Below are 25,266 nucleotides of genomic sequence, written 5' to 3' on the forward strand. Positions count from 1 at the left end.
CGTCACGCACCTCCCGCCGCGGTGACGACCTCGTCGCCGACGAGCAGCTGTCGCACGTCGTTGAGCACGTCGAAGTCCGCGAGGACGGCCACGCGGTCGCCCGTCTCCAGCGAGTCGTCGGAAAGCGGGATTCCCATCGGACCGTCTTTCTTCCCGAACGCGAGGACGCGGGCGTTCGCTGGGAGCGCAACCTCCTCGATACTGTAGCCGTTCATCGGCGACTCCTCCGTCACCGTTACGAGGATGACCTGCAGGTGTTGAGCGATGTCGGCGATGGCGCGGATAGACCCGCCGAGCAGCGCGTTCTTCGCGCCGATAGCGCCGAGGCGCTCGGGGTAGACGATTTCGTCTACCTCCTTCGCGTACTTCTGGTACACCTCCTCGCGGTAGTCCTCGTCGACCCGGAGCACCGTCCGACAGCCGAAGTGCTTGCCGATCATGCAGGCCGCGAAGTTCACGTTGAGGTCGGCGGTGAGCGCGCCGAGGGCGTCGGCCGCCTCGATACCGGCGTCGACGAGCACCTCCTCGCGGGAGCCGTCGCCTTCGACCACGTCGAAGTCTGCTTCGCGGGCCCGTTTGACCCGGTCGCGGTCCAACTCCACCAGGACGATGTCGTGGCCCTCCTCGCGGAGGACGCGAGCGGTGCGCAGCCCAACCCGTCCAGCACCAATGATAACGAACCGCATGATAGAGTGGTATGTCGGCGGAGGCAAATAACCTTCCCCCGATTCGACCGAAGGGGCCGCGCTCGGTCGAAGCAAGGCTTTTGACGACCGTGGTAGAATATATCACGCATGGTTCACGCGTTCATCATGGTGAAGACCGGAGCCGGCGAGTCGGAACAGCTTCTCGGTCCTATCCGCGACTTCGAGACGGTGACGGAGGCGCACATCGTCGCGGGCGCGTACGACATCATCGCCGAGGTCGACACCGACGCGGTCTACGAAGTGCTGAAGACGGCGTCGAGCCGCGTCCAGAGCTTAGAGGGCGTCGCCGACACGAAGACGTACATCTCGCTGGACGACTGAGGGACTGCGCGCTCAGCGCTCGATGTCGAACGGCCCGTTGCGCTCGACGAACGCGACGTGTTCCTCGCGCTGGCGGGCGAGCTCCGGCGGCAGTTCCTCGTAGACGTTGTCGAACAGTTCGTCGGTCCCCGGTTCGGGCGTCGCCTCGGCGCGCTCAACGGCCTCGCGCAGTTCCTCGTCGGCGTCGTCACGCATGGCGTCGAGCGCCGCGTCGTCGACGACCTCCTGCTCGCGGCAGAACGACTCGAAGCGGTCGAGGGGGTCGCGCGTCCGCCACTCGGGGAGTTCCGGGTCGTCGTCGCGGTAGCGTGAGGGGTCGTCGGCGGTCGTGTGTGGGCCCTGTCGGTAGGTGAGGCTCTCGATGAGCACCGGCTCGCCGGCGCGGGCCTTCTCGAAGCCGCGCTCGACGGCCTCCCTGACGGCGAGGGGGTCGTTGCCATCGACCTGCATGCCGTCCATCCCATAGGCGTCGGCCTTCGCCGCGATGGACTCACTGGCGGTCTGGCGCTCGCGGGGGAGCGAAATCGCCCAGCCGTTGTTCTCGCAGAAGAAGACGACCGGCGCGTCGAAGACGCCCGCGAAGTTCAGCCCCTCGTGGAAGTCGCCCTCGGAGGTCGCGCCGTCGCCGAAGCAGACCAGCGCCCCGTAGTCGTCGCCGCGGTAGTTCGCGGCCATGCCGACGCCGGCGGCGTGGGGAATCTGGCTTCCGATGGGGACCGCCTGCGGGAACACTGGCACGTCGTGGTCCGAGTCGTACTCGGCGTGACCGCGCCGAAAGAGGAGGATGTCGCTCGGCGGCACGCCGCGGGCGAGTTGGAGGGCGTTCGACCGGTAGGTCGGCAGCAACACGTCGTCGTCGCGCATGGCGTGGGCGGCCCCGATTTGAGAGGCCTCCTGTCCGCGGAACGGCGGGTAGCCGCTCATCCATCCGCGTCGCTGGAGGGCGAGTGCACGCTCGTCGAACCGTCGCGCTCGAATCATGTCGCGGAGGGCGGCGCGGGCGTCGTCTGCGGTGAAACCCGTGTCGTCCAGCCCGCGCTCTGCGATGAGTCGGTGCATGGCGGTGAGTCACGGTCCTTCGTGATAAACGTCACCCGTCCGCGGGGTCGCCCCCGGCGGGCGGTTCGACCGACTGCGGCGTGGGTCGAGCGGGTCGCCGAGAGCGACAGGCCAAAGACCACCGCCTCCATAGGTCGGCTATGGTCTCGGTGGTCAACCTCGTGCTCATGGGCGCGGTCATCGCCCTCCACACGCTCATCGCGGCGGTTATGACCCGCTTTTTCCGCCTTCGACTGAAGACGCAGTGGGGCTACATCCTGTACGCCCTGTTTCTGATTCCGCTCGTGCTGTTCGTCTCGACGCTGGTGTTCTCCGGCGTGTTCGGCATCGGCGTTGACCTCGGCAGCCCCACCGCGGCACTCGGCGTCATGATAGGGATGCCGCTGGCGCTCGGGTTCACTATCGACACGCTCTACGTCCCGCCACCGGAGGAGTACGAGAACCTCCCGAACTCGCGGTGAGGCGTGAGCCGTTCGGTGCCTAGTTCTCCGCGAGAATCGCTTCGAGCGCCGCCTCGACGGCGTCGAGCACGTCCTCGGGCGACTGCGTCGCGTCGACGCGGACGAACCGCTCCGGTTCGGCTTCGATGAGTCGCTCGTAGTTGGCGCGCACGTCCGCGAGATACGCCGCCTGTTCGAACTTGTTCGTCGCACCGCTGCGCGCGGCGGCCGTCTCGGGGTCTACGTCGAGGTAGATAGTCTTGTCCGGCGGCCGAGTGAACGCCGTGTGGATTCCTCTGATGTATTCCATCGGGCGTCTGAGGTCGCTGTCGCGGAGCGAGGCGGCCTGATAGGCGTACCGCGAGTCGGAGTAGCGGTCGGAGATGATGAGGTCGCCGTCGGCGAGGGCCGGACGGACGACCCGCGAGAGGTGGTCCGCGTGGTCGGCGGTGAAGAGGAACAGCGTGGCGAGCGGGTCGGCGTCGTCGTCGGCGATAGCGCGGTTGACGGCCTCTCCGTACCACGAATCCGATGTGGGCTCGCGCGTGAAGACGGCGTCGGGGTACGCGTCGTGCAGCGCCTCCCAGACGGTCGTCTTTCCGCTCCCGTCGAGCCCTTCGAGCGTGACGAGCATACCCTACCAACTCGGCGCTCCGGAAAAAGCGCGCCGAAGCGAGCCGCCACAATGATAATGTCAACGCAAACCGATACGTGTACTAGTGCCTCCCACCTGCGAGTGGTGGGACGACCTCCTTCCGAACGAAAAGCAGTACAGCGTCGTCCGATTCGACGAGCGCGTTTCCCCGACCGACGCGTCGTTCGCGACGAAGCAGCACGAGGTCGACCACCCGAGCGATGCTCCCGACGAGTGCCCCGAGGCGGCCGAAGAGCTCGTCGTCTACGACCGAGTCGGTCGGATGGTAAAGCGCACCGACGGCTCGGTCGCGCCCTCGGTTCTCTTCTGAGCGGGTCGGGAAGCCGTCGCCGCGGGCCGGATAGTCGAACACGCCCGTTCGACCGGAACGTCGTTCCCATCGGAGCGTTCCCCGGCGAAATCGACCTCTATCCCCCGTTAGCTTTACCCTCATTCCGCCGAATATTACGCCATGAAAGTCCTTGTCCTCGGCGGAACCGGTTTCGTCGGTACCAACCTCTGCCGCGAGCTGCAGTCGCGGGGACACAGCGTGACCGCGATGTCGCGGAGTCCGAACAGCGAGGACCTCCCCGACGGCGTCGAGAAGGCGATGGGGGACGTGACGGACTACGACTCCATCGCGGGCGCGTTCGAGGGGAAAGACGCTGTCGTGAACCTCGTCGCGCTCTCACCGCTTTTCAAACCGGACGGCGGCTACCGGATGCACGACATCGTCAACTGGCAGGGCACCGAAAACGTCGTAAAGGCCGCCGAATCGCACGGCGTGTCGCGACTCGTTCAGATGAGCGCCCTCGACGCGGACCCCGACGCCGATACGGCGTACATCCGCTCGAAAGGCAAGGCCGAGAACGCGGTGAAGTCGTCGTCGCTGGACTGGACGATTTTCCGGCCGTCGATTATCTTCGGCGACGGCGCGGAGATTATCTCGTTCACGAAGCGGCTCAAGGGAATGTTCGCGCCCGGCGTCCCCCTGTATCCACTTCCGGGGAACGGGAAGACGCGCTTCCAGCCCATCTGGATCGACGACCTGACCCCGATGTTCGGTCAGGCGCTCGAAGACGACAGACACATCGGAGAGACCTACGAAATCGGCGGCCCCGAGGTGATTACGCTCCGCGAGCTGACCGAGATGGTCTACGAGTCGGAGGGCAAGTCCATCACCATCGTCCCACTCCCGATGCCGCTGGCCCAAGTCGGACTCACCGTTCTCGGGGCGGTCCCGGGGTTCCCGATGGGCGCAGACCAGTATCGGTCGCTCAAGATTGACAGCACGGTCCGAGACAACGATGCGGGGGCCTTCGGCGTCGACACGTCGTCGATGAAAACGTTCGAACGCTACCTCGCCGAACGAAACTGACGGAGAGTTAACCGTTCATCGAGGTTAGGAGGGTATGAACCGCGGCTCATTTCGCCGGTTTCAGGGGCTATCACGCTATAATGACTGATTAACACCTGTTCTGAGTCGCCGTTTTTCGGCGATAATCTGACGCTGGGAATACACTTCCTCATCACAACGCTTATGTCTGCGTTCGTACTGCAATTCACGCAATGGCGAGGGGACCGAACCTATGAAGCTCGCAATGATCGGATTCGGGCAAGCCGGGGGAAAAGTAGTCGACAAGTTCGTCGAGTACGACCGGGAACGCAACGCTGGAATCGTCCGCGCTGCGGTCGCTGTAAACTCCGCGAAAGCTGACTTGCTCGGACTGAAGAACATCCCGAAGGACCAGCGCGTCCTCATCGGCCAGTCCCGCGTGAAGGGACATGGCGTCGGTGCGGACAACGAACTCGGTGCCGAAATCGCCGAGGAGGACATCGACGAGGTACAGGGTGCCATCGACAGCATCCCTGTCCACGAAGTCGACGCCTTCCTCGTCGTGTCCGGGCTCGGTGGCGGCACCGGCTCCGGCGGCGCGCCGGTCCTCGCGAAACACCTCAAGCGCATCTACACCGAACCCGTCTACGGCATCGGCATCCTGCCGGGGTCCGACGAGGGTGGCATCTACACGCTCAACGCCGCGCGCTCCTTCCAGACGTTCGTCCGCGAGGTCGACAACCTCCTCGTGTTCGACAACGACGCCTGGCGGAAAACCGGCGAGTCGGTACAGGGGGGGTACGACGAGATCAACGAGGAGATCGTCAACCGATTCGGCGTGCTCTTCGGCGCCGGCGAGGTCAAAGACGGACAAGAGGTCGCGGAGTCCGTCGTCGACTCGTCGGAGATTATCAACACGCTCGCCGGCGGCGGCGTCTCGACGGTCGGCTACGCCTCCGAGGGCGTCGAACCGCGGAAGAACAAGGGCGGCGGCCTCCTGTCCCGGCTGACGGGTGGCGACGAGCCCGACGACAACCTCGACACCGCACACACAACCAACCGAATCACGAGCCTCGTTCGCAAGGCCGCGCTCGGTCGACTCACGCTCCCGTGTGAGATCGAAGGCGCGGAGCGCGCGCTGCTCGTTCTCGCTGGTCCGCCGGAGCATCTGAACCGGAAAGGCATAGAGCGCGGGCGGAAGTGGATCGAGGAGCAGACCGGTTCCATGGAAGTTCGCGGCGGCGACTACCCGATTCCGGGCGCGGGGAAGGTGGCGAGTGTCATCCTCCTGTCGGGCGTGACGAACGTCCCGCGCATCAAGGAGCTGCAGCAGGTCGCCATCGAAGCGCAGGATAACATCGAAGAGATCCGTCAAGAGAGCGATTCGAATCTGGAGAACCTCATAAACGATGACGAAGACGAACTGGAGTCGCTTTTCTAAGCTGGCGCTCGCGCTCGTCGTGCTCCTGTCGGCCCTCGCGGGCCCGGCGGGGGCGGTGAGCGTCGCGTCCGAGGACGTTCCCAACGAGGCGCAGGTCGGTTCACAGGTGACCGCGGCGGCCACCCTCGATGAACTGTACAGGAACCCGCAACTCGAATCGTGGACGCTCGCGGGCGAGACCGACCTGGAAGACGTGACGTGGACCGTCACGTACTACGACCAGACGGGCGCGAAAGTCGACCAGCAGTCCTTCGACGGGCAGAACTTCAGCGGCGCGCAAGTCGCCGCTGGCGACGGCACGAGCGAAGTGGAAATCTCCGTGACGGGGACCGTCCCCGAGGTCGAGGCGTACTCCTACGACCCCGCGCAGACGTTCACGCTCATCTCGCTCGACCAGACCCGCGAAGGTGGCTCCAGTAACGATATCGACACGTGGACGGCCCACCACTACACCGAAGACAGCGCCGCCGCGCGCGCCGAACTCGATAGCGCACAGGCCGCGATTCAGAGTGCGAGTGGGGCCAACACGCAACAAGCCCAGCAGACGTTCAACAACGCTGTCGAAGCGTTCAACGGCGAAGAGTTCAACCTCGCGACGAACCTCGCCAACGAGGCCGAGACCAGCGCGAACCAGGCACAGCAGTCGAGTCAGACGACCCAACTGCTCATCTACGCCGCGGGCGGCCTGCTCGTCGTCGCGCTCATCGCCGGTGGCTTCCTCTACTGGCGGTCCCAGCAGACGACCTACGACAAACTGGGCTGATTCTCAGTGCGAGTCGTCGTTCCCTTCGGGGGACGAACGCCGAAGACCCGACTCGCGCCGTTTTTCGACGCTGACGAGCGACGCGAGTTCGCCGTCTCGATGCTCCGCGACGTGCTCGACGCGATCCGCGCGGCCGACAGTGACCCGAGCGTCGTCGCTGACGCGCCCGTGTCGGTCGATGCGCCAGTCACTGTCGACGACCGGCCGCTCACTGAGGTCGTCGGCGACGAACTCGATGAACTCGGCGGCGACCCGGTCGCGGTCGTCATGGCCGACCTCGCGCTCGCGACACCCGCCGCGCTCGCGCGACTGTTCGAGACCGACGGCGACGTGGTCGCCGCGCCCGGCCTCGGCGGCGGAACGAACGCGCTCGTCGTCCGTCATCCCGACTTCTCGGTCGACTACCACGGCGCGTCCATCCTCGACCACCGGCGCATCGCCCGCGACGCCGGCTGTTCGTTCACGGAGGTGGATTCGATGCGACTCGCCGTCGACGTGGACGAGCCGTCCGACCTCGTCGAAGTACTCGTCCACGGCGAGGGCCGCGCCCGCGAGTGGCTGGTCGACGCCGGCGTCCGACTCGAACGCGGGTCGGGCAGAGTCGAGGCCGTCCGCGAGCGCCGATAAGACCTTAATGGTCCACGATAAACATTGACTGGCGCGGTTGTCCGTCTGCCCGGCGGGAACTGAGGCAACGTGCGCCGCGCGCTTCCGCGTCGCGAAGACGACGTGGAAGTCGAAGTGGAGTCCGAACGTCGCGACGACGACGCGAGTCACACTCGCAACCAACTCGGGGCGAGCGCCTGACGGCGCCTCGGACGGGCCGGAGACGTGTCTGGCACCAACTATCCGGTCCCGAGCTCGACTTCCGTTTTCCTGTCTCTCCGTGCGACCCGACCCGCTGCCGTATCGGCCGCGAGTGACACGCTTTTAGTGGCTCGTCACGCACCGGGAGATATGTTCGCGGGTGCCGACGAGTACGGAGTCGACCTGACTATCGACGACGCCGACGTGGAGCGACTGCTCGCCGTCACCCCCGACGACGCCGACGCGCCGGCGGCGCTTTCGTTCTCGCGGAACGTATTCATCCCGCTGACGACCGCCTGCCGGTACACCTGCACCTACTGTACCTACTACGACGTACCCGGCGAGGCGACGCTCATGTCCCTCGACGAGGTCCGCGAGACGGTCCGCACGGGCGCTGACGCGGGCTGTACGGAGGCGCTGTTTACCTTCGGCGACGCCCCCGACGAGCGCTACACGGAGATTCACCGCCAGCTCGACGAGTGGGGCTACGACGATATCCTCGATTACCTCGCGGCGGCCTGCGAGGTCGCGCTCGACGAGGGCCTGCTCCCGCACTCGAACCCCGGCGACCTGACCCGCGAGGAGTTCGCCGACCTCGCGCCCCTGAACGCCAGCATGGGCGTGATGCTGGAGACGACCGCCGACGTGGCCGCCCACTCGGGCAACCGGCGGAAGACGCCGGGCCAGCGGCTCAACACCATCCGCGCCGCGGGCGAAGTGGGCGTTCCCTTCACGACGGGCATCCTCGTCGGCATCGGCGAGACGTGGCGCGACCGGGCCGAGAGCCTGCTCGCCATCCGCGCGCTCCACGAGCGCTACGGCCACGTACAGGAGGTCATTGTCCAGAACGTCGTCCCAAATGAGCGGTCGAACTACGAGCGCCCGTCGCTCGACACGATGCGCCGGGTCGTCGCGATGGCGCGGGTCGCGCTCCCCGAGGAGGTGTCGGTGCAGGTGCCGCCGAACCTCTCGGCGGCGGCCGACCTCGTTCCCTGCGGCGTCGACGACCTCGGCGGCGTCTCGCCGGTCACGGACGACTACGTCAACCCCGACTACGAGTGGCCGGCGCTCCGGGAACTCGCCGACATCGCCGACGAGGCAGGCGTCCCGCTCCGCGAGCGACTGCCGGTCTACGAGCGGTTCCTCCCCGACGGCGCGCGCGGAACCGAGCGGGACCGCGAGTGGCTCCGCGACCCGATTACCGACCGGCTCAGCGCCGACGACGTTCACGGGCGACGGTTCCGGAACGTCGCGCGCGGCGACGGTCCGCTGTCGGTTCCGCGGTGAGAGCCGCCCTGCTACCGGTCGGCCGTTCGGTGTCGCGTTCTACCGACGCCGAACGAGAACAGAGTAGAGCGCGACGAGCGCGGCGGTCACCGCGGGCGCGCGCCCCGAGAGCTGCGGCACGCGTTTTCTGACGAGTGTGTAACCGACGCCGACGGCGAGGCTGGCGAGGAGAACCCCTCGCGGGCCGTCGCCGAGCGTCAGGAGGCCCGGAACCGAGAGCGCCGCGGCGAGCGCGAGGTCGCCGGGCGAGCCGTCGTAGGCGGCAAGGCGGCGGGGTTCGACCCAGCGGCCGAGACTGCGGACGTAGACGCCCCGGTCGCTCCGCGCCTCCCACGGGCGGGCCTCGCTGCTGCCGCCGAGGTAGTCGGCCGCGCAGTGGAGCGCCGCCGCAACGAACCCGGTCGCCGCGGCCGCGGCCAGCGGGTCGCCCGTGACGAGCGCGACCGCGCCGAACCCGACCGAACCGACGACGAACGCCTCGACCTGATGGAGCGTCTTGCGGTGGACGCCGACGACCATATCGAGGTCGGGGAAGACGCCGCCGACGAGCGCCGCCACGACGACGAGAGGCACGGCCGCGGGGGCGACGACCGCGACGGCGGCGGCGAGCGCGAGGCTCATCGCCACGTGTGTCGGGGCCATCACGGGGCGAACACCTCCAGCACCGGTCGGCGTCGTCGAGTCGTCATCGCTTCGCCTACTCGGCGACCGAGACGTATGAGTTTCGTGGTCGGAACGAGCGCTCGCGGGCGCGGTCACCACCTCAGATATCGCACCTCAGATGCCGAACCACTCGGGCATCCGCTTTCTGAACCCCGTGTAGAACAGCGCGATGGCCACGCCGACCGCGACGGCGACCCGGACGCCACCGGAGAAGACGAGGAAGCCGGGGACGGCGAACAGGAGCGTCAGCGCGAGGTCTTCGGGCGCGCCGTCGTAGCGGACGAGATAGCGGGGCCGGAGCCACCGGCGCGCCGGGTGGACGTACACCGCGCGGTCGGAGGTGCGGTCCCACGGCCGGAGTTCATCGCCCGCGCCGAGCCAGTCGGACGCGGAGTGAAGCCCCGCCGAGAGGAAGAAAAAGGCGACCCCGACGCTGAGCGCCGACGGCGAGACGACGGCGACAGCGCCGAAAACGGCGGCCGCGACGCTGTAGTAGACGGGGAAGTGCAGCGTCTTGCGGTGGACGCCGACGAAGAGGTCCACGTCGGGGAAGACGCCGCCGACGAGCGCGCCGACGGCCGCCGCGGTCGCGAGTTCGGGAGCGACCCAGACCAGCGGCGCGGCGAGGGTCAGCCCCACGGCCGCGTGGGTGGTCGCCATCATCTCAGTCGTCTGCGGTCGCCGGGTCGCGGCGGCCGTCGAGCAGGGGCGTCCCGTCCGCGCGGGGGCCGAGCATCGGGCCGTGCGGGCCGTCGTCGGGGTCGATGGGCCGGCGGGTCCGGTAGTCCGTCGAGCGCTCGACCGGCCGGCGACCGATGGCGGTTATCATGTCGACGTAGTCGTCGAACGAGCGGAACTCGCCGAAGCCGCCGCCGGCGCGCTTCGTTATCTCCTCGGAGAGAATCGTGCCCATGAGGTCGTCCGCGCCGCAGTTGAGGAGCTTCAGCGCCTTCGCGTTCCCGAACTTCACCCACGACGACTGGATGTGGTCGACGTTGTCGAGATAGAGTCGCGCGACGGCGACCATCAGTTCGTCCTCGTCGTCGGACGCGCCGCCGGTCACGAGGCCGCGGTCGTACAGCGGCGTGTTCTGGTGGATGAACGACAGCGGGACGAACTCGGTGATGCCGCCGTAACGTTCCTGGAGGTCCCGAATCACGTCGAGGTGGAGCACGCGGTGTTTCTCGGTCTCGACGTGGCCGTACATGATGGTCGCCGTCACGTCGAGGCCGGCTTCCATCGCGCCCTCCATCCCGGCGACCCACTCGTCGGTGCCGATTTTGCCGGGGCAGATGACCTCGCGCACCTCGGGGACGAGAATCTCCGCGGCGGTGCCGGGCGCGCTGTCGAGACCCGCGTCGGCGAGGCGGCGGTAGACCTCCTCGTAGCTCCAGTCGGTGCCGCGCTTGGCGTGGTAGGCCTCCTCGGGCGTCATCGAGTGGACGTGCGCGCCGTCGACCGACATCGCCGAGAGCTGTTCGGCGTAGCTCGCGGGGTCGATGTCGTACGCCTCGGGCGGCTTGTAGTTCACCTCGGCGGCGGGATTGTCGTAAGATTCGAGAATCTCGCGGTGTTCCTCGTCGAGCACGAGAGCGGGGTGGAGGCCGGAGACGGACGTGACCTCGTAGATGCCCATCTCGACCGCGTCGGCGACGATGTCGCGGGACTCGGCGGGCGTCTTCGTGAAGCCGCCGTGATCGGCGTCCGAATCGGTCTCGAACAGGTGGGCGGTGTTCTTGAAGTTGCAGAACAGACAGCCGGTGTTGCAGGCCGTCGTCACGTTGTTGTTGAGGTTGGCGACGAACGTCACGTCGTCGCCGACCATCTCGGCGCGCCGCCGGTCGGCGGCTTCGAGCACGAGTTCCTTGCGTTCGGGGTCGATTCCCTCGCGGTCGGTGCCCGTCGTGATGAGTTCGACGCCGTCGTCGACCGTGAGGCGCTCGCCCGCTCGCGCCTTCGCCAAGGCGTTCTCGAACGACTGGTCTGTCTCCGGGACGTGGTCGAACCCGAAGTCGTCGTGGGCGGCACCGGTCATGCTCGTTTGAAACGCGCCACGGTCCTAAAAACGGGGCGGTACCGGAACACCGACCGCGGGACGCCGCGGCGGAGAAAGCGTTAGGACGCCCCGTCGTGTTGTGTCGGGCATGGAACACTCCCCGTCTTCGGAGACCGAATCCTCCCACGGCGACGACCGCGAGAGCCTGCTGTTTTCGGCGCTCGTCGGCGCGGTCGCCAGCGTTGTCCTCTCGCCGCTCCCGGGGTCAACCGTCCTCGGCGGCGCGGTCGCCGGCTACCTAACCGGGAGCGACCGCGAACTCGGCGTGAAGTCCGGTGCGGTCTCCGGACTGTTCGTCAGCCTCGTCGGCGTCGTTCTCGGTATCGTCGTCTTCGGCTTCTTCAGCATCTTCGCCATCGGCGTCGGCCCGCGCGGGTTCGGTCTCGGCATCCTCGGCATCGCCATCGTCGCGCTGTTCGGCCTCGCCTTGCTCCTCGTCTACACCGTCGGCCTCGGCGCGCTCGGCGGCTACCTCGGCGCGTACCTCCACGAGGAGTTCGCCTGAGCGCGCCCCACGCGGACCCGCTTACTCTCTTGCCGACCCGTCTCGCCCCGGTGCTCAGGACTCGGTTTCGACGCCGGTGAACTCGAAACGAGCGCCGCCGGCGTCGCTCTCTCCGACCGAGACCGTCCAGCCGTGGGCGTCGGCGACGTTCGAGATGATGGTCAGTCCGAAGCCGATGCCGGCGGTGCCGGTCGAAAAGCCGCTGTCGAAGATACGCGAGCGGAGTTCGGGCGGAACGCCCGCGCCGTCGTCTTCGACGTAGAAACCGTCGTCGAGCGCGCCGACGGTGACGGTGACGCGGTCCTGCCCGCTGTCGTCGGACCCCGAGTCACACGGTGAGCCGTGCTCGACGGCGTCACCGGACACAGTCCGGTTGCCTGTGGAACCGTGTTCTACAGAGTTCCGCATCAGGTTCTCGAACAGTTGGTGGAGCCGGCCCGCGTCGGCGGCCACGGTCCGGTCGGACGCGACGACGAGCGTCGCGTCCCCTGTTTCGACGTTCTCCCAGCACCGCTCTGCGGTTTCGGCGAGGGAGACTGGCGTCGTGGCGAACGCGTCGGTTCCCTGCCGCGCGAGGACGAGCAGTTCCTCGGTCAGTGCGTTCATCCGGTCGTGCGCCCGCGCCACCGCCGCGAGGTGGTCGTTGTCGACCGCTTCCCGGGCGAGGTCGAGGTGTCCCGTGGCGACCGAAAGCGGGTTGCGGAGGTCGTGGGAGACGACGCTCGTGAACTCGTCGAGCCGACGGTTCTGGGCTTCGACCTCGCGTTCGACGTCTCGGCGCGCCGTGATGTCCGTGTAGACCGCGTATATGGTGTTCTCGCCGACCGGGACCGACCGGAGGAGGAAGTCCTTCTCGCCGTCGGCGGTTCGCCTGCGCACCTCCGTCTGGACGAAATCGCCGGCGCGGACCATCTCCGTGAGCTTTGCGGCCTCGTCGAGACGGTCGTCCGGCGCGACCACGTCGTCGATGGCGCGGCCGACGACCTCGGATTCGTCGTAGCCGAACGTGGCCTCGAACGCCGGGTTGACCGCGCGGATGACGGACTCGCCGTCGACGAACTCCGAGTCGATGATGCAGTCGGCGCTGTTCTCGAACAGGGCGGCGTACTGGTCGCGTTCGACCCGAAGCCGGCGCTCGAAGCTGAGCCGCTGGAGCGCCGCGTTCGTGTGGGCGACGAGCAGTTCTGCGAGTTCGAGGTCGATTTCGTCGAACGCGCCGGTCTGCTCGGAGACCGCCTGAAACACGCCGAACGAGCCGATGGCGACGCTGAGCCCGGAGCGGTAGTCGCCGAACTCGGGGCGGCCGAACGCGTGGAGTTCCATGTCGACCGCGCGGTGGGACTCGCCGGTGCGGAACGTCTCGCCCATCGCGCCCGCGTCCTTCGGGACCGGTCGGAGTTCGCGGTCGGTCGGCGTCGACGACTGCGCCCGGGGGACGAACCGGTCCGCCTCGGCCTCGAAGGCGAAACAGATGTCGAGGTTCAGGATTCGCTCCGCCGCCTCGACGGTCTCCTCGTAGATATCGTCGGCGTCGGAGGCCGACGCGAGCCGCATGGCGACGCCGTGGAGCGACGTTATCTTCCGCTCGGTGCGCTGGATTCGGCGTTCGAGCCGGGAGACGATGTCGCGTTCGGTGCGCTGGGCCTGCGAGCTACGGTAGCGGGCGACCGCCGCTCGGACGCGGTCGGCGAGGCGGTCATAGGAGATGGAGTCGACGTCATCAGAAACGCGGTGGACGGTCGGGTCGGCGGCGAACGGGTCGGTGCCGCCACCCTCGTCGCCGTCATCCGACTGGCCGGGACCGAGGAGGACAACCGGGACGTCGGGATGGCGGTCGCGGACGAGCGCGACGACGTCGGCGGCGGTGTGTTCGCCGAACTGCCGGGGGACCAAGAGGCAGTCGACCGTCCGGTCGTCGATGCGGGCGAGCGCGGCACCGAGGTCGAATTCGACGGTGACGGACACGTCGTGGCGGTCGAGCGCGGCCGCGACGGCGTCCGCCCGTGTGCGGTCGGGTGCGACGAAGAGAACGGACGGTGCCGTCCCCGCCGAGGCCCCCGGCGAGGGAGACCGAGTCATGCACCGACATGACGGGGAGAGAGCATCAATTGATTGGTGAGTGTAACCGGGCGCTCGTGCACTCGGCCACCACCTATTTGCCGCGGGCAACGTGAACTAGTGGCCCGATGTCCGACGACACCGAAGCGGACGTGACCGACCGCGAACCGAGCGTCGAAGACGACGACGGCCACGGCGTCACGGTCGACGGCGGCGGCGACGCCGGCGCGTCGTCGCCAGAGGAGTCCGAGGAGGTCGACGCCGAGCGACCGGACGATGCCGAGGAACCGGACGCCGAAGACGAGATGAGAGAACAGGAAGCAGCCGAGACGGAGAACGTCGACAACCACCGCGACGACGAGCCGTTCGACTCCTGACGGGGCGGCAACGCGGTCACGCTCAGACTCGTCTGACTCGTTTTTCGACTTCGGGGAGGAACGCCGCGAGGTCCCCGCGGACGACCCGGTCGGCGCGGTCGTCGTACTGCGTCGCGTCGAAGTTGACGACGACTAGCGAGCCGCCCTCGGCGGCCCGGCCGGCGAGGCCAGCCGCGGGGTGGACCGTCAGCGACGACCCGAGCGACAGGAACACGTCGGCGTCGCCGGCGAGGCGGTTGGCCTCGCTGTAGGCGACGCGGGGGAGGCGCTCGCCGAACAGGACGACGCCGGGCTTGAGCAGGCCGCCGCAGTCGTCGCACGTCGGCGGCGCGTCGCCGGCGCGGACCGTCTCGAACGCGGGGCCGGCGTCGGTTCGCGCGCCGCAGTCCTCGCAGACGACCTCCGCGGCGTTGCCGTGGAGTTCGACGACGCGGTCCGAACCGGCCTCGCGGTGGAGGCCGTCGGTGTTCTGCGTCACGACTGCGTCGAGGACGCCGCGCGATTCGAGGGCTGAAAGCGCGTCGTGACCGGGGTTCGGCTCGACGCCGTCGGGAAACATGCGCTCTTGGAGGCGGACGCGGTCGCGCCAGAAGCCCGCGGGGTCGTTGACGAAGCGGTCGCGGTGGAACGACGCTGGGTCGAACTCGGTCTCCCAGATGCCGTCGTCGCCGCGGAAGTCGGGGATGCCCGAGGCCGTGCTCATCCCCGCGCCGGTGAAGGCGACGGCCGTGTCGGCCTCGCGGAGTCGCCGGGCGACCCACGCGGCGTCTGATTCGAGGGCAGCGTCCATAGCCGAACGGAGGGCACAGCCGCGAAAAAGCGATACGATTCGTTCGGTGCGCTCGTTCGTGCATAGATTCGTCTCGTCTCCGACCGAGATACGCACGGAAGTGGAAGCTTCTTAGTGGGATGAGTCCAGAGGACGACCATGACCAGCGTGAAGGACTTCCGCGTCGAGGAGGAGCCGACGGCGACCGACCTCGGGCGGGGCCGCTTCGTCTTTTCGGACCGCTACTCGGTGTTCGACTGGGGCGAGATGCCCGACCACGTCCCGAACAAGGGCGCGAGTCTCTGTCTCATGGGCGCGTACAACTTCGAACTGCTCGACGTGAACCACGTCCCGACTCACTACCTCGGCGTCGTCGAGGACGGCGAAGTCAAGGAACTCGGCGAGTGCGAGTCGCCGCCGACGGAGATGGCCATCGAACTCACGCAGGTGCCCGACCTCCCCCACGAGGACGGCGCGTACGACTACGACGCCTACCACGAGGCCGCCGGCGACAACTACCTCATCCCGCTGGAAATCGTCTTCCGCAACACCGTCCCCGTGGGGTCGAGCCTCCGGCGTCGCGGCGAGCCCGCCGACTACGGCCTCGACGCCGACGAGTGGCCCGACGAGGCCGTCTCCCTTCCCGAGCCGGTCGTGGAGTTCTCCACGAAGTACGAAGAACAGGACCGCTATCTCTCCCGCGAGGAGGCCGACGACATCGCCGGAAAGGTCGACCTCGACCGCCTCGAAGAGCTCGCGCTCGCCGTGAATCACGTGCTGACCGAGCGCGCCGAGACGGCCGGCTTCGACCACGAGGACGGCAAAATCGAGTGTCTCTACCACGACGGCACCGTCAAGGTCGGCGACGTGGTCGGCACCTTCGACGAGAACCGGTTTTCCTACGGCGGCCAGCAGGTCTCGAAAGAGGTCGTCCGCCAGTACTACAAGCGCGTCCAGCCCGAGTGGGTCGAGGCCGTGAAAGACGCGAAGGCCGAGGCCATCGAGACGGGCGAGCCGAACTGGCGCGAGAACTGCGCGGTCGAGCCCGACCACTTGCCCGCCGACATCGTCGAGGCGCTGTCGGACCTCTACTGCGCCGGCACCAACGCCTACGTCGACCACGACTGGTTCGACGCGCCGGCCATCGAAGACGCCGTGGCTCGCGTTCGGGACTTATAACCGGCCGAACGGCGGCTTTTTTCGCATTAACGGACTATTTTTGTCGAGTGTTAGCAAGTAACAAAGCAAGCGGCCAGTGTCCGTCTAGTAGGCATGAAGTCACTAGACGTGGCGAGACGACGGTTTCTCGCTTTACTCGGGGTGGGGGGAGCACTGGTCACTGGTGTCGGGACGGTCGGGGCGACCCAGCCGACACGACTCGAAGATCCGATTCCGGAGCCCATCGAGGCGGGGCCGCAGACCGTGCGCCTCGAAATGGTGGCATCCGGGCTCACGGCACCGAACTGGGGGACTGCGGTTCCGGGGTGCGACGGCCTCGACAACCGACTCGTCCTCACTGACCAGACCGGTATCCTCTGGTCGGTGGACACCGAGACGGGAGAGAAGTCCGTCTTCGCAGACCTGAGCGAGCTGCTCGTCTCGCTCGGGGTCGGCGGCCCGGAGACGTTCGACGAACGCGGTCTCCTCGGCGTCGCGTTCCACCCGGAGTACGCCACGAACGGCTTCCTGTACACGTACACGTCGGAACCGGTGGGCGGGAGCGCGGACTTCTCGACGATGCCGGCGGGCGAGTCACCGAACCACCAGAGCGTCGTTCGCGAGTGGCAGGTTCCCGAACCCTGCAACCCTGACGCCGTCGTCGACCCGACGACCGCCCGTGAAGTGCTCCACGTCGACGAACCGCAGTTCAATCACAACGCCGGATGCCTGAACTTCGGTCCCGACGAGAAGTTGTACATCTCACTCGGAGACGGTGGCGCAGCGGACGACCAAGGGGTCGGACACGTCCCCGGCGGGAACGGACAGGACCCGGGGAACGTCCTCGGGACAATTCTCCGAATCGACCCCCGTGGCACCGACGCCGCCAACGGCGAGTACGGCGTTCCGGCGGACAACCCGTTCGTCGACCGCGACGGGTTCGTCGACGAAATCTACGCGTACGGCTTCCGGAACCCATTCCGGTTCTCCTTCGACGCGCGGACGGGCGAGTTGTACGCCGCCGACGTGGGACAAAACGACGTCGAGGAGGTCGATATCGTCGTCGCAGGCGGGAACTACGGCTGGCGCGAAAAGGAGGGACCGCTCTGTTTCGACCCGAACGGGGCCGAGCCCGGGTTCGTCTTCGAGTGCGAGTCAGGGGACGCGCCGGCGGACGTTATCGACCCGGTTGCCGCGTACGACCACGACGAGGGAATCGCCGTCGTCGGCGGGTTCGTCTCCCGTGGCGACGAACTCCCGGCGCTTCGGGGCCGCTACATCTTCGGCGACTACTTCCATCCCGCCTCGGGAGGCGGCCGCCTCTTCTATCTCGAACGGAACGACCGGATTCGGGAGTTCCGGCTCGCCGGGTTGGACGCGCTCGGGTTTGCGGTCCTCGGCTTCGGCCAAGACGCCGGTGGCGACCTCTACGTCCTCGGCAACCAGACCGGTGTTCCGTTCGGCGACACCGGGTTCGTCATGCGAATCGCCTCGGCTACCGGAGCGCGACAGTTCCGAGCGCACCTCAGCGGTGACGAAGAAGTGCCGCCGGTCGAGACGAACGCGCAGGGACAGGCGACCGTCGCGTTCGACGACGACCGAACCGAGTTCGACTACACCCTGCTCGTCGCCAACGTTGACGACGTGGTGGCGGCACACATCCACTGCGCGCCCGACGGCGTCAACGGGCCGGTTGGGGTGACGCTCTTCGAGGGCGGTCCCGTCTCGCCAGACGGCGTCCTCGCGGAAGCGACGGTGACCGAACCGGACGCGGACAATGGCTGTGGATGGGAGTCGATAGCCGACGTGTACGACGCCGTCCAGCGCGGCGAGGCGTACGTCAACGTCCACACCCTCGGAACTCCCTCCGGCGAGATTCGAGGGCAGTTACGGTGAACTCCGCAGTGACCTCGCTCCCGTAGCACGCTCACGGCTCGATTCGCTCGTTTTTCGCCGCACCGTCGGAGTCGTAACAGACCAATTCGACGCGGTTGCCCTCCGGGTCTGCGAAGTAGAGCGACCGCCACTCGACCCACTCGTGATACGCGAAGTCGAGGTCGAGGCCGTGGTCGCGGAGGCGGGCGACTTCGGCGTCGAAGTCGGCGGGCGAGATGCTGAACGCGAGGTGGTCCAGCGTCGTGAACGTCTGGTCGATGCCCTCGTACTCCGCGTCGTCCGTTCGGTCGAAGAGGGCGAAGACGGCCTCGTGGCCGGCGTGACTCTCGCCGAGACTGAAGAACGTCGCGGTGTCGAAGTCGCCGACGGGGGCACCGAGACCGACGATGTCGCGGTAGAACGCCCGCATCGTCGGAAGGTCCTCCACGCGGAGCGCGAACTCGCCGAGTGCACGGGCGGCACCGGGACCGTTCGGCTGGCCGTCGAGGTCGGGGGTCGGGGAACCGGCCTGCCGCTCAGAGTCTGTCATGGATCCGACTGGGCGGAGAACCGAGAAAAGCGTTAGTCCGACAGGTTGCCGGTCCGGCGGTCCGCGCCGGACCCGGTGACCTCAGTCCTCGGACGGCTCGGGCGCGAGCGCCTCGCGCTCGCCGAGGGCGTCGATGATGCCGTCGACCGGGCGGTCGGGGTTCGACGCCTGCGCCTCGCGGGTGAGGCCGAGTTGGTAGCGCTCGGGGTCGGCGCTCTCGCGGAGGCTGGTGCGCCCGCGGTGGACCGAGACGTCGTTGTTGAGGTGGAGCTTCACGGCTTCGAGGAGCGCGTCGGCCTCCAGCGGCTGGCCGCGCTCTTTTATCTCGTCGATGGTGGCGTCGTCGGGCACGTCGAAGGCGCGCTGGGTGATGATCGGCCCTTGGTCGAGGTCGGTCGTCACGTAGTGGGCGGTGACGCCGGCGATGCGGACACCCTCTTCTTTCGCCTGCCGGTAGGCGGCCGCGCCGGGGAACGCCGGGAGCAGCGACGGGTGGATGTTGATGATGCGGTCCTCGTAGCGGAAGACGACGTTCGGGCCGAGGATGCGCATGTAGCGCGCGAGGACGATGAGGTCGACGTCGTACTGTTCGAGGAGGTCGAGCAGGCGGTCTTCGTTGGCGGTTCCCTTCTGGTCGCCGATGTCGTGGAAGGGCACGTCGTAATGGCTCGCCAGCGGTTCGAGCGTGTCGTGGTTGCCGATGACGACCGAAATCTCCGCGCCGAGGTCGTCGTTGGCCCACGCCTCGAACAGCGCTTCGAGACAGTGGGACTCCTTCGTGACGAGGACGGCGATTTCGCGGGTCTCGCGGTCCGAGGGGAACCGGACCTGCACGTCGACGCCGAGGTCGTCGCCGAGGTCGGACAGCGCCGCCCGAAGCTCGTCGCGGGAGCAGGTCATCTCCGAGGTGTCGGCGTGGAGGGTCATCCGGAAGATTCCCTCGCGGACCGCCTGGTCTAAGTCCTCGACGTTGATTCCGCGCTCGAACAGCAGGGTGGTCACGTTCGCGATGAGTCCGGTCTTGTCTCCTCCGATGACCGTGATTTCGGTGAGTTCGCGAGTCATACCGTCACCTCCAGCTGTTCGAAGCTGAACATACACCGTCCTGCGTCGGCGAACGGTAAACCGCTGTCGTTCTCCGCAAGCGAATCCCTCGGGAACGACCGTGAATCACCCGCGAAAAGGAAAAGCCGACGTGAACGCGAGGCCGCCTACACCAGCGGCAGTATCGACGAGACGACGAGGACGACGACGAGACCGGTCACGGAGATAATCGTCGTCAGCGCGGTCCACGTCTTCAGCGTCTCCATCTGCGTGAGGCCGCCGATTTCCTTGACGAGCCAGAAGCCGGAGTCGTTGTACCACGAGCAGATGTTGCCGCCCGCGCCGATGACCATCACCAGATACGCGGTGTGGACCGGAAGCTGACCGGTGAGCGGGGCCATGATGCCGGCGGCCGTGAGCATCGCTGCGGTCGCGGAGCCCTGCGCGATGCGGACGATGGCGGCGATGAGCCACGCGGTCACGAGAAGCGGGATGCCGAAGCCTTCGAGGCCGTTTGCGAGGTACGAGCCGATTCCGGAGGCTGCGAGGAGCGCGCCGAACGCGCCGCCCATCGCGGTGATGGCGGCGATGTTGCCGCCGCTTTTCAGCGCCTCGGTGAGTTCGTCCTCCCAGTCGGACCGCGAGAGGTCGGACCAGCGGTAGTACGTGTAAGCCGCGGCGAGCGCGGCGACGGTCAGCGCGACGTTCTTGTCGCCGATGAACGCGACGAACGGTCGGTTGTCCACGATGAACGAGACGAGCGGCTGGAACGGTTCGGCCACCGTCACGCCTTCGAGGGCGTTGACGACGGTGAGCGAGCCGACGAGTGCCACGGCGATGACGATGGGCGCGGTGGCTTCGAGGAAGTTCGGCAGGGACGACACGTCACGCTGGGCGCGCTCCTGCAGTTCCTCCGTGGTCGTCCCCATCGCGTCGCGGAGGGGGATGTCGAGATGGCGGTTAATCCAGCGGCCGTAGACGAGGCCGCCCATAGTGGCCGATGGGACGGCGACGGTGACGCCGATGAGCATCGTGGTGCCGATGTCGGCCCCGATTTCGCTGGCGACCGCGAGCGGGCCGGGCGTCGGCGGGATGAACACGTGAGCCGTCGCCGCGCCGGCCCCGACGACGACGAGGTAGAGCGCGTAGTTGTCGCCCATCCGCGCCCGCATCGACCGCGCGAGGGGAGCCATGAGGTAGAACACGCTGTCGAAGAACACGGGGATGGCGAGCACCGTACTGCTTCCCCACAGCGCGATGTCGCTGTTTTCTCTCCCGACGAGCGACTGGAAGGAGCGGACGATGCGCTGAGCGGAGCCGCTTTCGAGCATCGACTTCCCGATGATGGCGGCCATCAGGATGGGAATCCCGATGCCGGCCATCCCGTTGCCGAACGCCGTGGCCGTCCGCGTCGCCGCGTCGGCGAGCGCGAAGTCGGGGACGAACGCCGCGTTGACGAGGCCGACTGCGAACGCGGCTATCGCCAACCCGACGAACGCAGGGAGGTCTAACACGACCAGTAACAACACGACCAACGCGAGTCCGACGGCGAACGTCAAGAGCGGACTCTGTGCGAACTCGATTGCCATGCGTGGGATAGCGTCTTCATCGGGGGCATAAAAATTATTATCATATATCATGTATGTAATTGTCTTTTATATAATTATATAAAATAATAAATGATTGAGACGCGTAATCAAAAGAGTTGTTGAGACGCGTCCGCGGCGCGCCGTCAGCTAGTGAGAACTGTCGCGTCCACGACGTAGCGTGGTCTCTGCCGGTGTCGTCGCCGGTTCGGAAAACAGTACACACATTCGTGTATATCAAACACGACCCAAAACCGTTTTTGCACATCACCACGCATCGCCACCTGATGACCACCTACACCGCGACGGTGACGGTGCGCCTCAAGCGTGGCGTGCTCGACCCCGAGGCGGAGACCACGAAGCGCGCGCTGGAACGACTCGGGTTCGAACTCGACGCGTTGCGCTTTACCGAACGGTACGAAGTCGACCTCGACGCGGCCGACGCCGACGAGGCCGAGGCCCGCGCCGACGAGATGGCAGAACGCTTGCTGGCGAACCCGACCATCCACGACTACGAGGTCGCGGTCGCCGAGGCCTGAGATGATCGCAGTCGTGCAGTTCGGCGGCTCGAACTGCGACCGCGACGCCGTGCGCGCGCTCTCCGACCTCGGCTTCGAGGCAGAGCGCGTCTGGCACGAAGACCCGCTCCCCGAGGAGACGACGGGCATCGTCCTCCCCGGCGGCTTCTCGTACGGCGACTACCTGCGCGGCGGCGCGATGGCCGCCCGCTCGCCCATCATGAAGTCGGTCCGCGAGGCGGCCGAAGACGGCGTCCCCGTCCTCGGCGTCTGCAACGGCGCGCAGATCGGCTGCGAGTCCGGACTCACTCCCGGCGCGTTCACGACGAACGCGAGCGCCCGCTTCCAGTGCGAACACGTCTACCTCCGCGTCGAGAACGCCGACACGCGCTGGACCGCGGCGTACGAGGAAGGCGAGGTCATCGAACTCCCCATCGCCCACGGCGAGGGTCGCTTCGAACTCGACGCCGAGCGCTACGAGGAGCTCGAAGCCGACGACCGAATTCTGTTCCGCTACTGCGACGAGGACGGCAACGTCACCGACGAGGCGAACCCCAACGGCTCGCTCGGGAACGTCGCGGGCGTCCTCGGCGACAGCGAGTCCGTGGCGGTGCTGATGCCGCACCCTGAGCGGGCGTCGCTGCCGCAACTCGGCAACACCGACGGTCGGGGCGTGCTGGCGGGCTTCGAGGGATAGGTGTATAAAAAAGACCGTCCGCCGCGGTGGCGGGCGGCACGGGGTCGGTTGGCGAACGTAGCGGCGTACACGATGAGCGATGTTGGAGTGTCGAGGTTTCCGACCCGCGTACCGCGTGCTATGGGGCGAGAGCGCAGGGAGCGTCCGTGGCGATCCACGCCTCGGCGTTCTCCTCTTCGCGAATCTCGAACCACCCATCCGCGTAGTAGACGGTCTTGTACGTGTGTTTCGTCATGATGGCGGGCGGCTCGGATGGACACGTCCGAACCACCGAATATGACAACGACTCACACCCTCTTTGATACGAATAGCCTATCCAACCGTTAGGATCCTGTTACTTTCGGATAGCACCCCCTAACGCGGCCGAATCGAAGAAAACGAGCTGAGATACTGGACGAACGGTCGGAGTTGCCGGCGGGCGACGGTCCGGTCCGAGACGAGGGTCGTTCGCCCGCGCGAGCGACGTGAACCCGGGTGGTGCGACGGAACGCGCCGGCCTACTTGACCAGCGGCATGTTGTAGCTCGTCTCGTTGTCGAGGACGAACTCCCACGTCGCCTCGCAGTCGCAGGACACCTGGTCGAAGACGCTCGGGTCCTGCCGCAGGTTGAAGTCCTTGACCGCCTTGAACACGAGTTCGTCGCAGTCGCCGCAGTTGTGCGCGCCGCGCTCTTGGCCGCCGCCGACGGGGTCGGAGACGACGATGGCGTCCACGTCGGCCGTCTCGCGGAGCGCGTCGGCGACCGACCAGAGCCACGGCGGGCGGTAGCCGCCGTTGAAGAACAGTTCGTCGACCATCGTGTAGCGCTGGACGTTCGTCGGGTTCATCGAGACGGTGTGGCAGTTGTCGACCGCCGCACACCGGCGGATGGACGACTTCATGTCGTCGAGCGCCTCGGGTTCCGAGAGGAACGGCGGCTTCATCAGGAGGTACGCCTTGACGCCGCCGCCGGCCGCGGCGGCCTCCTCGCAGGCGTCCTCGAAGTCCGCGAAGTCGAAGTACTTGTTCACGCAGTCGTGGCGGACGCGGTCGGTGGCGGTTTCGAGGCCGATTGCCACGTCGGTTTCGAGGCCGCGATCGGTGAAGTCCGCGAGTTTCTCGCGCGTGACGAAGTCCGGCAGCGACTCGACGACCATGCGCTCACGGTCGGCGAACGTCTCGGCGATGGCGTCGCGGGTCTCGGCGGGCACCTCGCGCTCGTCGAGGAACGAGCCGGAGGTGTAAATCTTGATGAGACCGGCCTGCTCGCCGTCGTCCATCTCCTCGGCCTCGTGGTCGAGACAGACCTGGATCTGGTCCATCAGCGCCTCGTGGGCGACGGTGCCGCCTTCGACGGACTCGGCGACGTAGCCGCACATGGTACAGCCGCCGGCGCGCGCCCACCGGCAGCCGCCGGTGTTGAGAATAATCGTCAGCGAGTCGTAGACGCCGTCGGGCGTGTTGTCCTCGTCGATCCACACCCGGGTGGGCTCGTGGGGGTCGTAGGTCTTCTGCTTCCGCGAACGGATGTCGCGCATCACCTTGTTGTGCGCGTCCATCCCGCGTCCCCGCTCGTAGACCTCGGGGCTCGGCTTACTCATTGGATACCCGTATCGGACGGGCGCGTAAAGCGGCTTCGTCTGGCTTCGTCTGGCTTCGGCGGCGGGCGGCGGCGGCCGCCGACCCTCACATGTTCCGCGAGATGTAGCGGTCGATGTCGGCGACGAGCGACGGGCGGAACGTCCAGTAGCCCTCCCAGCGCTTCGGTTCGGTCTCAAGCGCGAGGAGAGCGACGGGTTGGCCCGGCGTCGCGCCGTCGAGGTCTCCCGCGTCACCCCCATCGGTCGCGGGGTCCCTCCCGACAGAGCCGTCGTCCGGCGGCGTGTAGACGACGAACCACGAGTCGTAGAAGTCCTCGGTGTAGCCGCCGTGGGTCAGGAGGTCGGAGTTAGACGGCGGGGTCCAGTCGGGAATCCCGTAAATGTGGGTCTGTACGTCGGTCGACGCGACCTTCTGGTAGACCGCTCGCGTCCCGCGCTCGTCTTCGATGCGGGAGAGCCGCTGGAACGACGACCGGAGCCGGCCGTTGCGGGCGCGCCACGCGTGCCGCTCGATGTATCGCGAAATCGCCACAAGCAGCAGTTTCTCCTTGTCGGACTCGGGATAGCCGCGGAGGGAAAACGGCACGTCGTCGAGTCGCGTGAGCACCGACGGGAGTTCGAACTCGTCGAGCTTCGTCTGGCCCGTCTTGTAGAGGTCCGAGTTCACGAGGAGGACGGTGTTCATCACCTCCTCCAGCGGCGAGGTCGCGACGACCTCCTGTCCCTCGGGCGTCTGCTCGGTGAGCACGACCACGTCGTCGCCGTGCGCGTCGTCCGACAGTTCGTCGACATCGACCGGCTGGTCGGCGAACGTGGTTTCGAGCATCCGCTGGACGGGGTCGGGAGCCGAGCGATTGACCACCGAAAGCGACTGACTCGCGGCGTCAATCGCGCCGAGAAAACTGTCGAGTCCCATCTGGTTCGTGGAAACGACTGACCCCCGACGAAATAGCTGTTTTGGAGGTCGGAGCCGCGACCGGCAGCGGCGACGACGGTCGAACGCGGCACCGCAGCGACAGACGTTCATATGCGTCG

27 protein-coding genes are annotated in these 25,266 nt (G+C 67.1%); 14 read left to right on the forward strand and 13 right to left on the reverse strand.

Annotation, left to right across the window (positions count from 1 at the left end; genetic code table 11):
* Positions 1-2: 2 nt before the first annotated feature.
* Complete coding sequence (locus tag AM590_RS02445) at positions 3-686, reverse strand: TrkA family potassium uptake protein (RefSeq protein ID WP_058826057.1); 684 nt, start codon at positions 684-686, stop codon at positions 3-5.
* Positions 687-794: 108 nt separating this feature from the next.
* On the opposite strand from AM590_RS02445, the gene AM590_RS02450 reads away from it, so the two are divergent.
* Positions 795-1,028 (forward strand): Lrp/AsnC ligand binding domain-containing protein, encoded by a 234-nt coding sequence (locus AM590_RS02450; RefSeq protein ID WP_004975609.1) that lies wholly within the window; start codon positions 795-797, stop codon positions 1,026-1,028.
* A gap of 12 nt (positions 1,029-1,040) precedes the next feature.
* Here the strand turns inward: AM590_RS02450 and AM590_RS02455 are convergent, their stop codons facing one another.
* A complete protein-coding gene (locus tag AM590_RS02455) occupies positions 1,041-2,087 on the reverse strand; it encodes a thiamine pyrophosphate-dependent dehydrogenase E1 component subunit alpha (RefSeq protein ID WP_058826058.1) in 1,047 nt (348 codons plus the stop codon).
* 140 nt (positions 2,088-2,227) lie between these two features.
* Between AM590_RS02455 and AM590_RS02460 the strand changes: the two genes are divergently transcribed.
* Complete coding sequence (locus AM590_RS02460; protein ID WP_008095861.1) at positions 2,228-2,548, forward strand: hypothetical protein; 321 nt, start codon at positions 2,228-2,230, stop codon at positions 2,546-2,548.
* A gap of 19 nt (positions 2,549-2,567) precedes the next feature.
* Here the strand turns inward: AM590_RS02460 and tmk are convergent, their stop codons facing one another.
* A complete protein-coding gene (tmk, locus tag AM590_RS02465; RefSeq protein WP_058826059.1) occupies positions 2,568-3,161 on the reverse strand; it encodes a dTMP kinase in 594 nt (197 codons plus the stop codon).
* Between the two features lie 85 nt (positions 3,162-3,246).
* Between tmk and AM590_RS02470 the strand changes: the two genes are divergently transcribed.
* The 6 genes from AM590_RS02470 to cofG all read left to right on the forward strand — a co-directional run bounded on the left by AM590_RS02470 (position 3,247) and on the right by cofG (position 8,795).
* Entirely contained in the window at positions 3,247-3,492 is a 246-nt protein-coding gene (locus tag AM590_RS02470) for a hypothetical protein (protein WP_058826060.1), read from the forward strand.
* Between the two features lie 141 nt (positions 3,493-3,633).
* The gene (locus AM590_RS02475) at positions 3,634-4,539 is read left to right on the forward strand and encodes a complex I NDUFA9 subunit family protein (RefSeq protein ID WP_058826061.1); all 906 of its coding nucleotides are present in this window, start codon (positions 3,634-3,636) and stop codon (positions 4,537-4,539) included.
* A gap of 211 nt (positions 4,540-4,750) precedes the next feature.
* Positions 4,751-5,938, forward strand: a complete 1,188-nt coding sequence (locus AM590_RS02480; RefSeq protein ID WP_172795742.1) for a tubulin/FtsZ family protein — start codon at positions 4,751-4,753, stop codon at positions 5,936-5,938.
* Complete coding sequence (locus AM590_RS02485) at positions 5,907-6,701, forward strand: hypothetical protein (protein WP_058826062.1); 795 nt, start codon at positions 5,907-5,909, stop codon at positions 6,699-6,701. Before AM590_RS02480 ends, AM590_RS02485 begins: the two co-directional genes overlap by 32 nt.
* A gap of 6 nt (positions 6,702-6,707) precedes the next feature.
* Positions 6,708-7,328, forward strand: a complete 621-nt coding sequence (cofC, locus tag AM590_RS02490; protein WP_058826063.1) for a 2-phospho-L-lactate guanylyltransferase — start codon at positions 6,708-6,710, stop codon at positions 7,326-7,328.
* A 330-nt stretch (positions 7,329-7,658) separates the two neighbouring features.
* Positions 7,659-8,795 (forward strand): 7,8-didemethyl-8-hydroxy-5-deazariboflavin synthase subunit CofG, encoded by a 1,137-nt coding sequence (gene cofG / locus AM590_RS02495; protein ID WP_058826064.1) that lies wholly within the window; start codon positions 7,659-7,661, stop codon positions 8,793-8,795.
* Positions 8,796-8,834: 39 nt separating this feature from the next.
* On the opposite strand, the gene AM590_RS02500 is transcribed toward cofG, so the two are convergent.
* From AM590_RS02500 to cofH, 3 genes are all read right to left on the reverse strand, one after another.
* Positions 8,835-9,437, reverse strand: a complete 603-nt coding sequence (locus AM590_RS02500) for a hypothetical protein (RefSeq protein WP_082677633.1) — start codon at positions 9,435-9,437, stop codon at positions 8,835-8,837.
* A gap of 135 nt (positions 9,438-9,572) precedes the next feature.
* Complete coding sequence (locus AM590_RS02505) at positions 9,573-10,121, reverse strand: hypothetical protein (protein WP_058826066.1); 549 nt, start codon at positions 10,119-10,121, stop codon at positions 9,573-9,575.
* A 1-nt stretch (position 10,122) separates the two neighbouring features.
* On the reverse strand, positions 10,123-11,493 hold the full coding sequence (cofH, locus tag AM590_RS02510; RefSeq protein WP_058826067.1) for a 7,8-didemethyl-8-hydroxy-5-deazariboflavin synthase subunit CofH: 1,371 nt from the start codon (positions 11,491-11,493) through the stop codon (positions 10,123-10,125).
* Between the two features lie 109 nt (positions 11,494-11,602).
* On the opposite strand from cofH, the gene AM590_RS02515 reads away from it, so the two are divergent.
* On the forward strand, positions 11,603-12,019 hold the full coding sequence (locus AM590_RS02515; RefSeq protein ID WP_058826068.1) for a DUF5518 domain-containing protein: 417 nt from the start codon (positions 11,603-11,605) through the stop codon (positions 12,017-12,019).
* Between the two features lie 54 nt (positions 12,020-12,073).
* On the opposite strand, the gene AM590_RS02520 is transcribed toward AM590_RS02515, so the two are convergent.
* Positions 12,074-14,098 carry an ATP-binding protein gene (locus tag AM590_RS02520; protein ID WP_058826069.1) on the reverse strand — a complete coding sequence of 675 codons (2,025 nt, stop codon included), beginning with the start codon at positions 14,096-14,098 and terminating at the stop codon, positions 12,074-12,076.
* Between the two features lie 107 nt (positions 14,099-14,205).
* On the opposite strand from AM590_RS02520, the gene AM590_RS02525 reads away from it, so the two are divergent.
* The gene (locus tag AM590_RS02525; RefSeq protein ID WP_058826070.1) at positions 14,206-14,454 is read left to right on the forward strand and encodes a hypothetical protein; all 249 of its coding nucleotides are present in this window, start codon (positions 14,206-14,208) and stop codon (positions 14,452-14,454) included.
* Between the two features lie 22 nt (positions 14,455-14,476).
* On the opposite strand, the gene AM590_RS02530 is transcribed toward AM590_RS02525, so the two are convergent.
* Entirely contained in the window at positions 14,477-15,244 is a 768-nt protein-coding gene (locus AM590_RS02530) for a Sir2 family NAD-dependent protein deacetylase (protein ID WP_058826071.1), read from the reverse strand.
* Positions 15,245-15,382: 138 nt separating this feature from the next.
* Here AM590_RS02530 and AM590_RS02535 point away from each other — a divergent pair, with 138 nt between their 5' ends.
* Together AM590_RS02535 and AM590_RS02540 are read left to right on the forward strand one after the other, a co-directional pair.
* Entirely contained in the window at positions 15,383-16,402 is a 1,020-nt protein-coding gene (locus AM590_RS02535; protein WP_058826072.1) for a phosphoribosylaminoimidazolesuccinocarboxamide synthase, read from the forward strand.
* A gap of 93 nt (positions 16,403-16,495) precedes the next feature.
* On the forward strand, positions 16,496-18,277 hold the full coding sequence (locus AM590_RS02540; protein ID WP_058826073.1) for a PQQ-dependent sugar dehydrogenase: 1,782 nt from the start codon (positions 16,496-16,498) through the stop codon (positions 18,275-18,277).
* Positions 18,278-18,308: 31 nt separating this feature from the next.
* On the opposite strand, the gene AM590_RS02545 is transcribed toward AM590_RS02540, so the two are convergent.
* The 3 genes from AM590_RS02545 to AM590_RS02555 form a co-directional block, all read right to left on the reverse strand.
* Entirely contained in the window at positions 18,309-18,806 is a 498-nt protein-coding gene (locus tag AM590_RS02545) for a VOC family protein (RefSeq protein WP_058826074.1), read from the reverse strand.
* Between the two features lie 81 nt (positions 18,807-18,887).
* A complete protein-coding gene (locus tag AM590_RS02550) occupies positions 18,888-19,871 on the reverse strand; it encodes a formyltetrahydrofolate deformylase (protein ID WP_058826075.1) in 984 nt (327 codons plus the stop codon).
* A gap of 146 nt (positions 19,872-20,017) precedes the next feature.
* Complete coding sequence (locus AM590_RS02555; RefSeq protein ID WP_058826076.1) at positions 20,018-21,439, reverse strand: GntP family permease; 1,422 nt, start codon at positions 21,437-21,439, stop codon at positions 20,018-20,020.
* Between the two features lie 284 nt (positions 21,440-21,723).
* Between AM590_RS02555 and purS the strand changes: the two genes are divergently transcribed.
* Positions 21,724-21,975, forward strand: a complete 252-nt coding sequence (gene purS / locus AM590_RS02560) for a phosphoribosylformylglycinamidine synthase subunit PurS (protein WP_004969187.1) — start codon at positions 21,724-21,726, stop codon at positions 21,973-21,975.
* Between the two features lies 1 nt (position 21,976).
* On the forward strand, positions 21,977-22,651 hold the full coding sequence (gene purQ / locus AM590_RS02565; RefSeq protein ID WP_007275597.1) for a phosphoribosylformylglycinamidine synthase I: 675 nt from the start codon (positions 21,977-21,979) through the stop codon (positions 22,649-22,651).
* A gap of 497 nt (positions 22,652-23,148) precedes the next feature.
* Here purQ and AM590_RS02570 read toward each other — a convergent pair whose 3' ends face one another.
* Positions 23,149-24,231, reverse strand: a complete 1,083-nt coding sequence (locus tag AM590_RS02570) for an archaeosine biosynthesis radical SAM protein RaSEA (protein ID WP_058826077.1) — start codon at positions 24,229-24,231, stop codon at positions 23,149-23,151.
* Positions 24,232-24,316: 85 nt separating this feature from the next.
* Positions 24,317-25,147, reverse strand: coding sequence for a DICT sensory domain-containing protein (locus tag AM590_RS02575; protein ID WP_058826078.1), 831 nt, complete (start codon positions 25,145-25,147; stop codon positions 24,317-24,319).
* Positions 25,148-25,266 lie beyond the last annotated feature (119 nt).

It is taken from the genome of Haloferax sp. Q22, assembly GCF_001482285.1.
Classification (GTDB): domain Archaea; phylum Halobacteriota; class Halobacteria; order Halobacteriales; family Haloferacaceae; genus Haloferax.

Excerpts from the sequence above, each read along its gene's own strand:
- AM590_RS02445 (WP_058826057.1), bottom strand. The coding sequence starts at position 686 with ATGCGGTTCGTTATCATTGGTGCTGGACGGGTTGGGCTGCGCACCGCT.
- AM590_RS02450 (WP_004975609.1), top strand. The coding sequence starts at position 795 with ATGGTTCACGCGTTCATCATGGTGAAGACCGGAGCCGGCGAGTCGGAA.
- AM590_RS02455 (WP_058826058.1), bottom strand. The coding sequence starts at position 2,087 with ATGCACCGACTCATCGCAGAGCGCGGGCTGGACGACACGGGTTTCACC.
- AM590_RS02460 (WP_008095861.1), top strand. The coding sequence starts at position 2,228 with ATGGTCTCGGTGGTCAACCTCGTGCTCATGGGCGCGGTCATCGCCCTC.
- tmk (WP_058826059.1), bottom strand. The coding sequence starts at position 3,161 with ATGCTCGTCACGCTCGAAGGGCTCGACGGGAGCGGAAAGACGACCGTC.
- AM590_RS02475 (WP_058826061.1), top strand. The coding sequence starts at position 3,634 with ATGAAAGTCCTTGTCCTCGGCGGAACCGGTTTCGTCGGTACCAACCTC.
- AM590_RS02480 (WP_172795742.1), top strand. The coding sequence starts at position 4,751 with ATGAAGCTCGCAATGATCGGATTCGGGCAAGCCGGGGGAAAAGTAGTC.
- AM590_RS02485 (WP_058826062.1), top strand. The coding sequence starts at position 5,907 with ATGACGAAGACGAACTGGAGTCGCTTTTCTAAGCTGGCGCTCGCGCTC.
- cofG (WP_058826064.1), top strand. The coding sequence starts at position 7,659 with ATGTTCGCGGGTGCCGACGAGTACGGAGTCGACCTGACTATCGACGAC.
- AM590_RS02500 (WP_082677633.1), bottom strand. The coding sequence starts at position 9,437 with ATGGCCCCGACACACGTGGCGATGAGCCTCGCGCTCGCCGCCGCCGTC.
- AM590_RS02505 (WP_058826066.1), bottom strand. The coding sequence starts at position 10,121 with ATGATGGCGACCACCCACGCGGCCGTGGGGCTGACCCTCGCCGCGCCG.
- cofH (WP_058826067.1), bottom strand. The coding sequence starts at position 11,493 with ATGACCGGTGCCGCCCACGACGACTTCGGGTTCGACCACGTCCCGGAG.
- AM590_RS02515 (WP_058826068.1), top strand. The coding sequence starts at position 11,603 with ATGGAACACTCCCCGTCTTCGGAGACCGAATCCTCCCACGGCGACGAC.
- AM590_RS02520 (WP_058826069.1), bottom strand. The coding sequence starts at position 14,098 with ATGACTCGGTCTCCCTCGCCGGGGGCCTCGGCGGGGACGGCACCGTCC.
- AM590_RS02525 (WP_058826070.1), top strand. The coding sequence starts at position 14,206 with ATGTCCGACGACACCGAAGCGGACGTGACCGACCGCGAACCGAGCGTC.
- AM590_RS02530 (WP_058826071.1), bottom strand. The coding sequence starts at position 15,244 with ATGGACGCTGCCCTCGAATCAGACGCCGCGTGGGTCGCCCGGCGACTC.
- AM590_RS02535 (WP_058826072.1), top strand. The coding sequence starts at position 15,383 with ATGACCAGCGTGAAGGACTTCCGCGTCGAGGAGGAGCCGACGGCGACC.
- AM590_RS02540 (WP_058826073.1), top strand. The coding sequence starts at position 16,496 with ATGAAGTCACTAGACGTGGCGAGACGACGGTTTCTCGCTTTACTCGGG.
- AM590_RS02545 (WP_058826074.1), bottom strand. The coding sequence starts at position 18,806 with ATGACAGACTCTGAGCGGCAGGCCGGTTCCCCGACCCCCGACCTCGAC.
- AM590_RS02550 (WP_058826075.1), bottom strand. The coding sequence starts at position 19,871 with ATGACTCGCGAACTCACCGAAATCACGGTCATCGGAGGAGACAAGACC.
- AM590_RS02555 (WP_058826076.1), bottom strand. The coding sequence starts at position 21,439 with ATGGCAATCGAGTTCGCACAGAGTCCGCTCTTGACGTTCGCCGTCGGA.
- purS (WP_004969187.1), top strand. The coding sequence starts at position 21,724 with ATGACCACCTACACCGCGACGGTGACGGTGCGCCTCAAGCGTGGCGTG.
- purQ (WP_007275597.1), top strand. The coding sequence starts at position 21,977 with ATGATCGCAGTCGTGCAGTTCGGCGGCTCGAACTGCGACCGCGACGCC.
- AM590_RS02570 (WP_058826077.1), bottom strand. The coding sequence starts at position 24,231 with ATGAGTAAGCCGAGCCCCGAGGTCTACGAGCGGGGACGCGGGATGGAC.
- AM590_RS02575 (WP_058826078.1), bottom strand. The coding sequence starts at position 25,147 with ATGGGACTCGACAGTTTTCTCGGCGCGATTGACGCCGCGAGTCAGTCG.